The sequence below is a fragment of the Wohlfahrtiimonas populi genome (genome assembly GCF_002006795.1).
Taxonomy (GTDB): Bacteria; Pseudomonadota; Gammaproteobacteria; order Cardiobacteriales; family Wohlfahrtiimonadaceae; genus Wohlfahrtiimonas; species Wohlfahrtiimonas populi.
In genome coordinates this window covers 135,963-152,146 of the sequence record NZ_MVDN01000003.1, presented here as the reverse complement: position 1 = coordinate 152,146, position 16,184 = coordinate 135,963, and the positions used below count along the sequence as shown (strand labels likewise).

At 36.8% G+C, this 16,184-nt stretch carries 10 protein-coding genes; all 10 read left to right on the top strand.

The window, feature by feature from the left end:
* Positions 1-49: 49 nt before the first annotated feature.
* The 10 genes from BZK16_RS05095 (at position 50) to BZK16_RS05050 (ending at position 16,161) form a co-directional block, all read left to right on the top strand.
* On the top strand, positions 50-1,987 hold the full coding sequence (locus BZK16_RS05095) for a Na/Pi cotransporter family protein (RefSeq protein ID WP_077927822.1): 1,938 nt from the start codon (positions 50-52) through the stop codon (positions 1,985-1,987).
* 20 nt (positions 1,988-2,007) lie between these two features.
* Positions 2,008-3,486, top strand: coding sequence for a hypothetical protein (locus BZK16_RS05090; protein WP_077927821.1), 1,479 nt, complete (start codon positions 2,008-2,010; stop codon positions 3,484-3,486).
* A 216-nt stretch (positions 3,487-3,702) separates the two neighbouring features.
* Entirely contained in the window at positions 3,703-4,164 is a 462-nt protein-coding gene (locus tag BZK16_RS05085; RefSeq protein WP_077927820.1) for a RidA family protein, read from the top strand.
* A gap of 271 nt (positions 4,165-4,435) precedes the next feature.
* A complete protein-coding gene (locus BZK16_RS05080; RefSeq protein ID WP_077927819.1) occupies positions 4,436-5,071 on the top strand; it encodes a hypothetical protein in 636 nt (211 codons plus the stop codon).
* Positions 5,072-5,156: 85 nt separating this feature from the next.
* The gene (locus BZK16_RS05075; RefSeq protein WP_077927818.1) at positions 5,157-7,223 is read left to right on the top strand and encodes a hypothetical protein; all 2,067 of its coding nucleotides are present in this window, start codon (positions 5,157-5,159) and stop codon (positions 7,221-7,223) included.
* A gap of 88 nt (positions 7,224-7,311) precedes the next feature.
* Positions 7,312-12,666 (top strand): DNA repair ATPase, encoded by a 5,355-nt coding sequence (locus tag BZK16_RS05070; protein WP_077927817.1) that lies wholly within the window; start codon positions 7,312-7,314, stop codon positions 12,664-12,666.
* Between the two features lie 84 nt (positions 12,667-12,750).
* Positions 12,751-13,272, top strand: coding sequence for a hypothetical protein (locus tag BZK16_RS05065; RefSeq protein WP_077927816.1), 522 nt, complete (start codon positions 12,751-12,753; stop codon positions 13,270-13,272).
* Between the two features lie 76 nt (positions 13,273-13,348).
* Positions 13,349-13,975: a hypothetical protein gene (locus BZK16_RS05060; protein ID WP_077927815.1), complete on the top strand. Its 627-nt coding sequence runs from the start codon at positions 13,349-13,351 to the stop codon at positions 13,973-13,975.
* A 141-nt stretch (positions 13,976-14,116) separates the two neighbouring features.
* Positions 14,117-14,740, top strand: coding sequence for a hypothetical protein (locus BZK16_RS05055; RefSeq protein WP_077927814.1), 624 nt, complete (start codon positions 14,117-14,119; stop codon positions 14,738-14,740).
* Positions 14,741-14,742: 2 nt separating this feature from the next.
* Positions 14,743-16,161 (top strand): alpha/beta hydrolase family protein, encoded by a 1,419-nt coding sequence (locus BZK16_RS05050; RefSeq protein ID WP_077927813.1) that lies wholly within the window; start codon positions 14,743-14,745, stop codon positions 16,159-16,161.
* The last annotated feature ends 23 nt before the right edge of the window (positions 16,162-16,184 follow it).

Below are 16,184 nucleotides of genomic sequence, written 5' to 3'. Positions count from 1 at the left end.
CGTTACAATGGCATACTCTAATAAATAATTCTAATTGAATAAGTGGTGTATGGATAAGAATCAAATTCGAAATGCGCTATTTTTAGCAGTCGCAGCAATACTTTTATACTCTTTTAAAGGCAATCCTAGCTGGATTGAGCTGTGTTCTGGCTTGGCATTTTTCTTATTTGGCATGCAATGTATGACAGATGGTTTACAACAATTGGCAGGTGGTAAACTTGAAAAGTTATTGGCGAAAAGTACATCCAAGCGTTGGAAAGGTTTAGTCTTTGGTATTGCATCCACCATGATATTGCAATCCACCACGATCGTTTCATTGTTAATCATTGCGTTCATCAGCTCATCATTGATCACTTTAGCAGGTGGTTTTATGATTATGCTGGGTGCTTATTTAGGCTCCAGCACAGGTGTTTGGTTATTGGCGATGGCGGGGCAAAGTGTAAGTTTAGCGCCATTTGCATATCCACTTTTAGTGTTGGGTGTTTTAGCATCTTTCAATGGTGATAAAAGTAAAGCATTAGGCCGAGTTGTATTAGGCATTGCCTTTATATTTTTAGCCATTGCTCACATGAAAAATGGCTTCTCTGATTTCACAACAGACTTTGATTTAACTAAATTTCAATTATCAGGTATTCAAAGATTCTTGATTCTGCTTACTGTTGGGTTCTTGGCAACGATGGTTTTACAATCTAGCCATGCAACCATTATGTTGATTTTGACGGCGTTAGGTTTAAAGCAAATCACATTGGATGATAGTTTTATACTAACTGTGGGCGCAATTTGGGGAAGTACAGTCACAACAGCTGTGATTGGATTCATCGGTGGCAGTCGAGAAGGGAAAAGGTTAGCCATTGCTCATATTCTCTTTAACTTTACGACAGGTTCATTGGCATTAATCTTGTTACAACCTTTGACTTATATCGTACTGTATTTGGGTAAACAGTTGGATTTAGATCATTTGACTCAATTAGCTGTTTTCCACACGTTATTTAATGTATTGGGTGTTTCAATCTTTTGGCAATTACAGCGTAAATTGATTGTTTGGTTAGAGAAAGTTGTACCTAATGAAATTAAAGCACCAGTCGTTGTTGAAACAGCCGAAACAGTTTATGAACCCATTGAATTAGACAAATCTATTCAGCCTAAATACTTACGCGAACAGTCATTAACTGTTCCACCAGCAGCTGTTGGTGCGGTGTTTAAAGAGGTTCAGCATTTAGGTGAAGTAAGCAGTGAAGTATTGTGCTTATCTTTAAATATTCCATTGGAAGATGTGACCAAAGAAACTTTTGATGAGCAAAGCTTTTTAGAGAGCCACACAAAAGCATCTGTGGATGCAAATATCTTGTATCAGCGTTATGTTAAAGGTTTATATGGCGACATTTTAATCTATATGAGCCGCATTGATTTTTCGGATTCAGAAGATGCCGATTATTATCAAGATTACCTTTTAAACTGCCAAATGGTGGCTTTATCATTGGTGGATGCTGTTAAATCTGGTCGCCATTTACAAAAGAATTTTAATCGCTATTTAACGGTTCATGATAGTATTATGCGTGATTTCTATCAGGACTTGAAGCTGTTTGTGTACACAAATATGCGTTCGTTATATACGATTTATAGCACGCTAGATGAGGATTTGATTGATCCTGTGAAGCGTGAAGAAATTTTAGTGAAGATTGATGATTTATCAGAAAAAAGTAAGCAATTTGAACGCGTTTTCCGCCGTGAACTATTCTTGGCAAGTAGCCATGCGGAAGTGAATGCATTTAGCACAAGTTCTGTGATGAATGATCTAAGTTATTGTCGCCGTTTGATTAAAAGTTTGTATGGTATTTTGCGCTTTACGATTGAAAGCCAAGCTTATCCTTTTGTGAATAGTGATGAAATTAAAAATGAAAAAGAAGCTGAGCCCGTTGTCGAAGAAGACATTGATGGGAATTTACATAATGTCACAGAACAAGAGGTTCAGATAGATGTAAAGTAAAATAGTAAAAAGAGGTGCACATGATTAAAGAATCATTGAAAATCCATGGCCACCGTCAGTTTGAGATCAAACAAAGAGTCTCTTTTGATCATGCCAAAGCAAAGAACATTAAGTATCAAGTAGAAACCTATTTCTTTTTGCCAGTTGCATTGCAAATTAACCCGCAATCCTACTCAGCAAAAGAGTTCCAAAAATCATTAAAAAATTATGTTCGTTTAAGTCCAGCAACCCATAAGCTCAAATATTTTTATAAGAAAAAAGGTTTGCTGGAAAAACTATCCAATGAATTAAAAGATTGGTTGGTGAATACACCAGAAATTGAGAGCTATGAAAACGCATTGAAGCGTGCAGCGTTAACTTATAAACGAAGCATTCGTTTGGCTGTTAAATCACTATTAAAAGCACCCAATCAAAAAACAGAAGAGAATGTTCAGCAGCTGTTGGTGGATATTGAAAAAACGATCCAAGCTTATCGTGAGTTAGAAGCAGTTTGCCGAGCAATCGAGGGCAAAATTGTGTCCAAGGCTTATGAGCATTGTGATGAATATATCTCTTGGGTGACGACTTTTTATTTACGAAAATTAATCACAGAGCGTGCAATTCCTTGCCGTGCAGGGATCAGCAATGCATGGCGAGAAGAGATTAATTATCGTGAGGAAAAATATCCTGAAAGTATTGCAAAACCAGGTGAGAGCAATGAAAAAGTATTGCATCGCTGGAGTTCTTTGCGTAGATACATTAATCGTTATCTATTTTTAGATATCAATCATCGTAAAGGTGCACCGCTTTTATTGCACACGATTTATGCTGCGATTGCAGCAATATCTATGAGTATTACGCTATTTTTGATGCTCAATATTCGTGGTGGGCAATATGCTGACATCAGTATCAAAGTATTCATTGCAATGGTGCTTGCTTACATTTTTAGAGATCGCTTTAAAGATATCAGTAAACGTAGGATGCAACTATGGTTTCAGCGTTGGTTGCCTGATCGAAAGCTTTTGATTTATAAAGAAGGTGTGAAAAAACCTATCGGGATTTGTAAAGAATCATTCCGATTCATTTCCCACAGCGCATTGCCAGATGATGTGAAAGCTGTGCATCAAACAACCAATGAGGATTTTTTCACGAATAATGATCGTGATGAAGATATTCTTTTTTACAAGAAAGAAGTTCAGTTGAATAATCAGCCAAATTTATTTGAGAAAACGCGCTTTCCAATTGCGGATATTACGAGATTTAATATTTCTGATTATCTTCGTTATATTGATATTGCCTTTGAAGAGTTGCCATTTTTAGAAGAAGATGAAACGCCAGTATTGGGCGAGAAAATTTATCATGTTTATATGATTCGTCGCATTCGTTTGAATAATAATCATAACATTGCGACGGAATTGGTTCGACTTGTGATTAATGTAGATGGGATTAAACGCTTGGAAGTACTGAAATCTCTCGATTTCCCTTCAGGTGACGATGGTTCATCACAAGATTTACAATAATATACAACTTTTAAAAATGATAATTTTATCAAATGGATAGCTTGAATTTAATTTGTAGATTTTGATGAAATATCGAATCAATAGTACACGTAATGCCTGATTCACTGTATAGTAGCATTCGGAATATGATTTGATATGAATCATATTTACCGCAATTTATGTGAATTATATGATCACTGATCATTTACATGAGAACGCAATTAGTTAAGGATTAATATGAAAAAGACATTAGCAGCATTAATTTGTGCATCAACTCTTATGGGTGGCGCTATGGCAGATGAAATCGTACGTACACCAGCTCCAGGTAACTTTCCAATTTCAACAGTAGTTGAAGTACCAAGCACAGCTAAAACTTACTACTTAAGTGGTGTTGTTCCTGCTAAACAGGAAGATGGTACTTTTGGTAATACAGAAGCACAAACTGTTAGCGTTCTTAAAGGTATCGAAGCACAATTGAAGGCAAAAGGTTTGGAAATGTCTGACATTGTTAAAATGCAAGCTTTCTTGGTAGCAACACCAGAAACTGGCAAAATGGACTTTGATGGTTTCATGAAAGGCTACAACCAATATTTTGGTACAGAAGCACAGCCAAATACACCAGCTCGTTCAACATTCGAAATCAAAGCATTGTACTTGCCAGAATGGTTTGTTGAAATCGAAGTTATCGCAGTTAAATAATTTACCTTAGGGTTAATTATACAGAATTCTAAATAGCGCTTTCGGGCGCTATTTTTTATTTGATATTTGAACAGTGTTTATTATACAATTTATACATTGTTTAATAGAGAGGATTGATTGAGATAATCATTGTAGTGATGTTGATAATAATTAGGTAATTGCAAATAAAATAGGTCATTTAATTAAAATTTTTTATAATGTGCTATATTTCGTTGCCGAAAGAATTATGAATAGTATAAATAGTTAAAAACCAAAGAAGGAAAGTGGCAATATGATGCTATTTTTAGAGACAATTTTTGCATTTCCAGTTGTGATCTATACAACTTTATTATTGTTGTGCATTATTTTCTGGCTGATTGGCGCCATTGATATTTTTCAATTGGATAGCTTAGATATTTCACCAGAAGGTGATGTTGGTTCGCTCAATGCTTTGGGTGGCATATTATTAAAATTTAAATTACATGAAATTCCTTTCACTGTGGTTGCCACATTTGTTGCTTTATTTGCATGGCTCGCAAGCTATCTCATTTTCCGCATGTTACAGATGCCAATGAAAGATGTTGCACTTTTATATTATGGCGTAGGTTTAGCCAATGTATTGGCGAGCGGTGTTGTTGGTTTAGTTGCAACATCCATATTTTTTCGACCATTTAACAAATGGTTATCCAAATTAAATAAAGCAGTGACACATAAAGATATCTTAGGCGAAGTTGTCATTGTTCGCAGTAGCATTGTGAATGCTGAAAAAGGTGAAGCGACTTATGAGGATGGTGGTGCAGGTATGATTCTACAAGTGCGTTGTCTCAATGAAAATAATCAATTAACGCGCGGTAGTGAAGCGATTATTATTAAATATCATTCTGCCAATCATCATTATGAAGTGATTCCCAAAAAGAAATATTTTTAGGCAAATTTAAGCATCAAAATTAGCAGTACAAGAAATATAAGGTTCGAGAGTTATTTTTAGATTAATTATAAGATAGGAAAGTCGTATGCCAGAAATTGTTGTTTTAGTATTGTCGGTGATCGGTGTTTCACTGGTTGTTATCTTTGGTCTATTTGCAATCATCAAAGCATTCTATGTGAAAGTTCCGCAAGGCACAGCTTTGATTCTGAATGATACGACGAGCAAACCAAAAGTATTCTTTACAGGTAAATTGGTATTACCAGTCATTCATAAGAAAGAGTTCATGAAGATCTCTTTATTGACATTATTGGTGGATCGCCGTGGTAAAGAAGGTTTGATCTGTAAAGATAACTTGCGTGCTGATATTGCTGTTGCATTCTATATTCGTGTGAATGAAACCACAGAAGATGTATTGAAAGTTGCAAAATCTATTGGTGTAGATCGTGCATCGGATCACCATGCTGTGAGTGAATTATTCAGTGCAAAATTCTCTGAAGCATTGAAAACTGTTGGTAAGCAATTTGATTTAGCAAAACTGTTTGAAGATCGTCTAAACTTCCGTGAGCGCATTGTGGATGTAATCGGTAAAGACTTAAATGGTTATGCATTGGAAGACGTTGCAATTGACTATTTGGAGCAAACGCCAATTGGTCACTTAGATCCAAACAATATCTTCGATGCGGAAGGTATCAATAAAATCACAGCAATCACAGCCGTTCATAAAGATGAAACAAACAAACGTGAACGTGATTTAGAATTGGCTTTGAAAAAGAAAGATACTGAAACATTTGAAGCTAAATTAGAATTAGAACGCCAACAAGCAGATGCTGAAGCACGCCAAAAACGTGAAATTGAAACGATTCGTGCACGTGAATTAGCAGAAACATTAAAAGTTCAAGAAGAAGAGCGCTTAAAAGCAGAACAAGCTCGCATCATTTCACAGCAAGAAATTGAAGTGCGTGAAGAAAATCGCCAGCGTGAAGTTGAAGTTGCACAGCAAAATCGTATGCGTGCAGTTGCAATCGAAGAAGAACGTGTTACTCGTGCGCGTGAATTGGAAGTGGTTGCACGTGAACGCGAAATCGAATTGCAAACGATTGAAAAAGATAAAGCAGTTGAAGAAGAAAAACGCATCATTGCTGATGTGATTCGTGAACGTATTTCTGTTGAAAAAACAGTGGCGATTGAAGAAGAGCGCATTAAAGAAGTTCGTGAAATATCTGCTGCGGAACGTGAGAAACAAACGAAAATCTTGGCAGCACAAGCCAAAGCTGAAGAAGAGTTAGTGAAGCAAGTGAAGCAAGCAGAAGCGGATGAAACAGCTGCAAAACATCGTGCAGTTGAAATCAGCACGATTGCCCAAGCGAACTTGGAAGCAGCAACGAAAGATGCTGAAGCTCAAAAACGTATGGCGGAAGGTACAGAAGCAGAGCAAGCTGCAATCGGTTTAGCAGAAGCGCGTGTCATGTTAGCGAAAGCAGAAGCTGAAGAGAAAGAAGGTATGGTTCAAGCCTTTGTTGCAGGTGAAATGCGCATTGCAGAAGCTAAAGGTATTCAAGAGAAAGGCTCAGCAGAAGCTAAAGCGATTCAAGATAAAGGTTTAGCAGAAGCTAAAGTTGTAGAAGCTAAAGCAACAGCCGTTGAAAAACAAGGCTTGGTGGAAGCATCTATTATTCGTGAGAAACTTCGTGCAGAAGCAGAAGGTTTGGTGGAGAAATTCCATGCTATGGGCACAATGACGGAAGATTCACGTGCGCACGAAGAGTTCCGTTTAGCATTGGAAAAAGGCTTCGAACAAGCAATGGCTTCTATCAGTGCAAATCAAGAAATCGCTCGCGAACAAGCAGATGTGTTAGGCGCTGCATTGAGTAATGCGAAGATGGAAATTGTGGGCGGCAATGACAAGTTCTTCGAAAGCTTCTCTAAAGCAATTAGCGTAGGTAAAGCAATTGAAGGCTCTGTGAACCAAAGCCCAATTTTACAAACAGCACTGCAAACTGTATTGAGCCGTATTCAAGCACCAGCACAAAATGGTGGCACTAATGCAACGCAAAGTAATCCTTTAAGCAATGTTGATTTGAATGCATTGGCAACGCAGTTTTTAGGTTATCAAGGCAACAAAGAACGCAATGATGATCAGGCTGAACCATAATCATTGATGCATTTCTTTGAAAATAAACAGAACATAGCGAGATTAGCTCGCTATGTTTAGTTGATTGATTTTAAATAAAGTTGTGAATATGTCAGAAATCGAACAGAAAGATCAAAACCAAGAAGTGTTAGACAGCGCAGTTGCAGAAGGTGGCGCTTATGAAATATTAAGCCGTCGACTAAATGCATTGGGAACAGAACTTCAAGAGAATATTGATGGGCTGAATTCCAAGCGTTTAGAAGAGTTTGGCAAAAGTGATATGGAAGTGATTGGGCGAATCCGTATTCGTACCGAAAACAACTGTATTGCACGCGATATTGTGCGCTTTGGTGATTGGTTACTGTTTGGTTATAACGTTTTCTTAGGTTTAAAGAAAGAAACGCACGTTGAAGATGTTTTCTCTCTCTACCGTTTAGTTGAGCATGATGGTAGTTATGATGTTGAAACTGTGCCGTTAGAAGGTACATTTTTAAACATAGATCGTTTCGTTCAAGATTTTAATGAGCTTTACACTTATTATAAAAATGCACAGCTATTACAATTAGTTGAGCGTGATGGCAAGCTGTTGGCAAGCTTCCAAATGGGTGAGCGATTAAGCGATATTCGTGTTTTCCGTTGGTCAATTTCTAGTGATAAACAGAAAATCGAATACATTGATAATCGTGGTGAGCGTGATATTTCATTGCCGCCAGCTTATGATTTTGAATGGATAACGACAGATCGTGAAAATATCGTCAATGGGCGTTTTCCTCACATTAATATTTTAGATACCGTTTTTGTGGAAACAATTGGCGGGGATTTAACGGTTAAATGTGAAAATAATACGAATGATGGCTTAGGAATTTATCGTGAAGAAGTTCTAGATAAAAATCAATCCATCAATGATGCCAAAATAGAGTATGCAAAAGTCGGATCATTGATCTTACTAAAAGTATTGCCATATCGCGAAGATACTTGGCGCTATCTCGTTTACAATACAATGACGCAAAAAGTTCAACGCATTGATGCGATTGGCTTTGCATGTATTCAATTGCCAGAAGATCACGGGATTATTTTCCCTGGTGGTTATTATCTTCAAAGTGGCGATTTTAAAACGTATGAGCATAATATGAGTGGCATGCGTTTTCGCCGTATTCGTAGATCGCCGAATGGTGAAGATGTTTTATACATTTTCTATGATGGTGCAGAAGGGCGTTTAGCATTATTCAACTATAATATGATTGAACGAACGCTAGGGAATCCTATTTTAGCGCTCGGTTATGCTGTGTTTGAAGATGGCAGAATGGTTGTTTTTGAAACCGCAGATCATGAAGCAACACGCGTTCATCCTATGCAGATTTGGCAAACACCATTTTTCAGTGATGAATATTCAGCAAAACAACCCAATAATAATAGTTTATTAGGTCGAATTGGTAATCCTGATTTAGTGCGCGGAATTTCCGATTTATATCATGTTGTGCGTGAAATTGGTGATCAGAGTGTTTCATCAGATCGTTATAGCTTATTGAGTGAAACAACGAAACAGTTATTTGATCGCTATTTCTGGCTCAATGATGAAAAGAATTTCCCATTTGCAGGTATTTTGCGTTCGATTTCTCAAACCAGCGAATTGGTTTTAGATGAATATGAGAAAGTAGAAGCCATTCGTCGTCAATCTGATGCTGCAATGCGTGAGGCGATGACAATGCAAAAAACATTGTTATCGCAATTGTATGCAGATAGCTGGCAGGAAACTGATGAATTTGTAGAAGCGCTACATTCCATCAATATGCAAATTGGCCGCTTAGTCACATTGCGTGGTTATCGTTACATTGATCTGAAAGAGATTGATGCAATGGAAACACAAATGAAAGAGCGCCAAGCACAAATTTCTCGCGCAACTGCGGAATTTTTGGCAGATGATCGCTCATTGCAACCATTTTTAGACAAAATTCAAACGACAGAAACTGCAACGCAACAAGCAATCAACACAGCACAATTACAAACATTACTGACAGAATCTGATGATATGTCGGGTGATTTAGATATGTTGTCCAATTTGATGGCGACATTGAAGTTTGATGATGTGACATTGCAAACTAAGATCGTTGAATCCATTGCTGAGGTTTATGCTAAATTAAACCAGATGAAGGCGCGCATCATTCAAAAGCGTAAGTCTTTATCTTCCACAGAAATGGTGGCGCAATTTGGTGCACAATTTAAGCTTTTTAGCCAAAGTGTTGCCAATGCTTTAAATTTAGCAGTGGCACCAGAGCGTTGCGATGATGAATTATCACGTTTATTGGTGCAATTGGAAGAGCTTGAAAATCAATTCAGCGAAAGTGATGAGTTTTTAGCTGACATTATTGCAAAGCGTGATGAAGTTTTAGAGAGTTTCGAAGGACATAAGCAACAACTATTAGAAGAACGCCAGCGTAGGGCACAATCTTTACAAACTGCAGCAGATCGCATTTTAGAAAGCATTCCAAGAAGAACGGCACGGCTCAATGATGCAACCGAATTGAATGCGTTTTTCGTAACAGATGCTTTAGCTGTGAAAATTCGTGACATCACAGAAAAACTCCGTGAATTGCATGATAATGTTAAAGCGGATGACATTGAATCGCGCTTCAAAAGTGCAAAAGATCAAGCAGTCAGATCACTCCGAGATAAATCAGAGATTTTTGAATCAGGCGGCAATGTTATTCGCTTGGGTAAACATCGCTTCAGCGTAAATACACAAGAACCTGATTTGACGATTTTACCGAAAGAAAATTATCTCTATTTACAATTAACGGGCACAGATTATCAAGAGCGCATCAATAACGAAATCCTAGCGCAATATCAGCCATTCTGGAACATGACGATGGAATCAGAATCGTCAGAAGTTTATCGTGGTGAATATCTTGCCAATAGCATCATTGTGGCGGCTAGAAATAATCAAGATGGCTTAACCACAGGCATTTTGCATGCAGCGATTTCCATTCAAGAAAATTTAGATAAATTGGTGCGTGATTTTGCAGCAAGTCGCTATCGTGATGGTTATGAAAAAGGGATTCATGATCACGATGCAGTACAGATCTTAAAGCAGCTTGTCCCATTGCATGAAAGTGCTGATCTATTAAGATTCAGCGCAATGGCGAGAAGCTTAGCCATGTTGTATTGGAACTTTGAGCAAGAGGATGATGTGGCAAGCTCTTGGATTGATCGCGCTAAAACGAGTATGGATATTTATACTTTGTTTGGGCATAAAGATGGCTTAGATGATCTTCAAGAAGAGATTGAAGTAACATTATCAATGTTCTATGCGGAATATCCAATCAAGCACGAACCATTGAACATTAAGCATGCAGCAGAATACTTGATTTATGTTCTAGCAAGAACGCCACAAGAATTCTTCTGTAGCCGTTATGGCCGAGAGCTAGCGTCGGGATTGCAAAAGAAACTTGAAGATGCACATATGTGGCACAACTTTAACCATTCACAGTTAGGTATGAATGGGCGATTTGATGCACGTTGGCAGTTGATTGAGAATTGGTTGAAAGGCTTATGCTCATTACCTGAATTTGAGAATAAGGTTCGTTACATTCCTGAGGCGATTATGTTATTGATGTTGGGTAATGAAGGTAAAGTAGTTCAGCGTTTCAGTGAAGTTGAATTAGACATTGAGATCACAGATTTATTGGGCGAACATTCTAGAGTTTCTCAAGGTAAAATGATGATTAACTTGGATGAGTTTTTTAAGCGATTACGCCGCCATCGTTTATATGTTGTGCCTGAATTTAGAAAATATTTAGAGCTTCGTCAAGGAATTTTGGCAGAGCAGCGTGAGAAATTACGTTTAGATGAATTTAAGGCAAAGCCGCTTAGCTCATTCGTGCGCAATAAATTGATCAATGATGTTTATTTCACAATCATTGGTGATAACTTAGCGAAGCAAATGGGTACAGTGGGCGAAAATCGCCGTACAGACTTAATGGGTTTATTGCTCCTCATTTCTCCGCCAGGTTATGGTAAAACCACATTGATGGAATATGTGGCGAATCGCTTGGGCTTAATTTTCATGAAAGTGAATGGTCCAGCTTTGGGGCATGATGTTTTATCATTAGATCCTGATCAAGCACCGAATGCTACAGCAAGGCAGGAGCTAGAAAAAGCTAACTTAGCTTTTGAAATGGGCAACAATGTGATGTTGTATATTGATGATATTCAACATACAAATCCTGAATTCCTACAAAAGTTCATTTCATTGTGTGATGGTACACGAAGAATTGAAGGTGTTTGGAATGGCAAAACAAAAACTTATGACATGCGTGGGAAGAAATTCTGCGTTGTGATGGCAGGGAATCCTTATACAGAATCGGGTGAAGTCTTTAAAATTCCTGATATGTTGGCAAACCGTGCGGATATTTATAACTTAGGTGAAGTTTTGGGTGGGATGCAGGATGCGTTCATCTCAAGTTATATCGAAAACTCATTAACATCGAACGCAGTATTGTCACCTTTGGCACTTCGTGATTTGAAAGATTTATATCAATTCATGGATCATGCAGAAGGCAAGCCGATTAATTCAAGTGCATTGAGTTATGATTATAGTGGTGCGGAGATTGCAGAAATCACAACTGTATTGAAGCATTTGATGATCATTCGCGAAATCGTTTTCAAGGTGAATCAGCAATACATTGTGAGTGCAGCACAATCTGATAAATATCGCACAGAACCGCCATTTAAGTTGCAAGGCAGCTACCGTAATATGAATAAAATGGTGGAGAAAATTTCTGCAGTAATGAATGAGGCAGAAATTAACCAAGTAATTAATGATCACTACATTGGTGAAGCTCAGCTATTAACATCGGGTGCTGAAGAGAATTTATTAAAACTCAATGAAATTCGTGGCACATTAACAGATGTAGAAAAAGAGCGCTGGGCACAAATCAAACGAGATTTTGCTCGTAATAAATCCATGGGTGGCGATGAAACTGATACAGGTATGAAGATCGTATCTCAATTAGCAGAATTGGCGATGAGCGTGAAAGATCTGAATTTTGCGAATCACTTAGTGTCATTAACTGAAAGCCTTCGATTAATGGGCGATCAGCAAGATGCAACGAATGCGAGTTTGAAAATTGCAGATGAAGTGACTAAATTATCAGGCGTTTTAGTTTCCAGTAACAATAGCAAGACCAATGCTCAGGCTTCATTACATATTGCGGCACAAATCGCGAAATTGAGTGAAAAGCTCGATGAATTTAAAGAAAGCGATGATTTGCAAAATGTGAATCGTTATGTGGCGAAACAAATGGGTGAATTGGTTAAAGGCGTGAATAGCTTGAAAGATACAATGCAGATGAATAATCCACAGTATATTGTTCATCGCTTAGATGCACTTGTGAAAGGCGTTGAAGCTTTGGGCGGCCGCCGAGAAATACGATTGATTAAAGAAAATAGAATTGTGACTGAGTAAATTGTGCTCGGGTACAAATTAAGTTAACCCTGCTGAGTGGTCATCTTATCCACTCAGTTTTTAAATTTTATGGAAATAATAAACATGAAAGATATAAAAAAAATAGTATTGATATTTTTAATTTTTTTAGAATTAGTATACATCTCAGTTGCTGAGAATAAGACAATTGACAAGATTGATTTTGCAGGTGTTGAATATTCTCAAGCATATGAAAATAGTGATGCAAAAGTAAATGTCGTGGAGTTTTTACCCAAAGGAGAGGACTTAAATAGTTTCAAAAGCATGGTTTCATACTGGGAACAAAAAACGATCACTGTGGATAAAATGGATGGGTATCTAAGCTACCTAGCTCAAAATACTAAGGAACCTATATTGTCAACAACAATAGCCGCGACTAAAGATGAAAAAAAGAATGAATACTATTTAGAAAAATTAATAACGAGTGGAAATATTACAGAATATGCAATGTATCGTTTTATGGTAAAAAATGGACATCTTACGTATTATGTATTTTCTGAACGAATTTATAAAAAGCCATCTACAGAATGGTTCGAATCCCTTGAGAAGCAAAGGGTTGAAAGATTCAAAGCTATCAATGAATTGTAAGTATCGATTATAGAAATAGTAAAAAATCATATTTATAAATATGATTTTTTACAAAGTTATACATAAAGGATGGAAAATGAAGCCAAAACTATGGATTTTGCCAATTGCATTTTTAATCAGCGTGAGCTATGGAAAAGGATTTATGAATAACAATCAAAGATATACTTCAACCCAAAAAGAAGAAGAAAAGCGTTTTCAGGAAAACCCCAATCCCCAAAAAGGGTACCGAGTTACCATCAAAATTGAAAATGCACCGGGTGAATTTGAGAAGCTGTACACCTATGCTAACTATCAAACACGAAATTGTCAGTACCAACTCAAAGGTTTTGCTGGGGCTTCTTTACAACCCTATCATAGAATTCCACTTGAATTTAAAAAAATATCAGACACTGAGTACCAAGGGGAATTTTATGTAGATGGTATGTTGGATGAAGATTATGGCTATGGCGGAGGTATTTGCCATTGGGGTTTTAACAATGTTTCAATTGTATTTTCCGCAACAGAAAATGTAGATGATACAAGATTTAGCGCATCTATTTCAGATAGCGATCTGAATAAAAAACAACTTGAGTTTAACCATTTGAAAGAGAATTACCCTATAGATGAAAAACTCCCAAGATACTTAAGCCAAGGAGGGCTTAAAAAAGAAAGATTTAAACCTGAAGAATATTTCACATTTTATATTGAATTAGAGGAGATTTAGAGATGTCAGACTTTCCTCAAAAATATACTAACTTAGCAAACAATATTCATAATATTTTTTCTTAATTGAATCAATCATTGAATTAAGAAAAAGTATTTAGAAATAAAATAACTTAAGCAGTTACCCAAAAGGATAATCAATATGTGGACCAAACTATGGATTTTGCCAATTGTATTTTTAATCAGCGTGAGCTATGGAAAAGGATTTATGAATAACAATCAAAGATATACTTCAACCCAAAAAGAAGAAGAAAAACGTTTTCAGGAAAACCCCAATCCTCAAAAAGGGTATCGAGTCACCATCAAAATTGAAAATGCACCAGGAAAACTCGAAAGTTTAAATACGTATGCTATTTATCAAACGACTAATTGTCAGTACCAACTCAAGGGCTTTGCTGGGGCTTCTTTACAGCCACGACACAGAATTCCACTTGAATTTCAGAAAATATCAGATACTGAGTATCAAGGGGAATTTTATGTAGATGGTATGTTGGATGAGGATTATGGCTATGGTGGGGGTGTTTGCCATTGGGGGTTTAACAATGCTTCAATCGTTTTTAAAGCCACAGGCGCAAAAGAAGAAACCCGATTCAGTGCTTCCATTTCAGACAGTGATTTAGATAAAAAATATTTTGAAAAAAGTCATTTAAAAGAGAGATATCCAGAAAATAAAAATTTATCTAATTATTTAAGTAGTGGCATAAAAAAGGATGCTTTTCAGCCTGAAGAATATTTCACATTTCATATTGAGTTAGAGGAGATTTAGAGATGTCAGACTTTCCTCAAAAATATGCAAATTTAGCCGATGATGCTTACAATGATATCGATCCAAAATATATAGACACTGATGAAACTTACCAAGTTCAATTGGGTAAATTTAAAGTTATAGAACAATATTCTGACGAAAAGACTGATTACCAAGGCACTATATATCAGGATATTAATACTGGTGAAATTTTTGTAGCTCATCGTGGTACAGCTTCTATGGAAGATGGGGTAGTGGATTATTTGATGGCAACCCAAGATGTTAATCTCCAGATTCCTCATGCTCTAGCATTAACTGAAAGAGCTCTTCAATATTCTAAAGATTATGCTAAAGATAACAATGTACCAATCCCTCAAGTCAGCATCACTGGTCACTCTTTAGGTGGTGCACTTGCTGAGGTTTGTGCTTATGAATATGGGCTAAAAGCCATGACTTTCAATGGTTATGGCTCTGTGGGTTTGAAATATCAAAATTTACAAGGTGAATATAAAACTGTCCCTAGAGAATACCATGGTGATATCACTAATCACATGATGGCAAATGATGTTGTGAATATTGCTAACCATCACATAGGTAAAGAAATTTTATATGCGCGCGAAGATGAATTAATCCTACTAAAAACCTTAAAGTATGGCGATAAAGATGTCGATAATAATGAAATGTGGCTAGGTGTAGCGGCTTTTACTTATGGCGGCGTTCATAGCATGAGTAATTTCGTCAATGATCTGAATGACAATAAGCACCTATCTATATTGAATGATCCACTTGCTGCAAATCTAACAGGTGAAAATTTAACTTTAGTGAACGAATTTAGAAGAGATATCCAAATTAATAGAGAATCTGTTTTAGAAAATGTAAGAACAGTAGAAACGGAATTAATCACATTTTTTTCTGAAAATGGAGAACAGATCAAAGGTAAGCTACCAGAGGATTGGCAAAATTACCTTGAAGATAAAATAGATCAACACCAAGATAAGATAGATAGTGTTCAATACCTATTCAGTGAAACTGAAAACTTTAAAAAGCAGTTTGAAGAAGCTAAACAACAAGAATTAGAACAAAGTCAATCATCTAATAATGAAAACCAAATTAATCTATCCGCTAATAGGCCGGATATCAGCATAGAGAATAATGCGAATGGCAATCCTGTAATGTTGATTGCAGGCAAATCATATGCAATGGATTTTTGCAAAGTAGGTTGTTTTGATCATTATGCTAATAGCACTAATGACCTGCTAGGAAAATTTAATGAGGATGATGGATTAAAGGTTTTCTGTAGAGATAAAGGAAAACTTGAAGAAGTTGGTGTGATTGAAGATTTTTCTAAGCAAAATTTAGTAGCATTAGAAGAAACTGCAAGAACACAAAGCCTATCCCAAAGTAGAAGCCAAGAGCAGGGTCAAGGAAGAGAAATATCCTAGTTGTAAGCAGCTTTGCAGAGCTT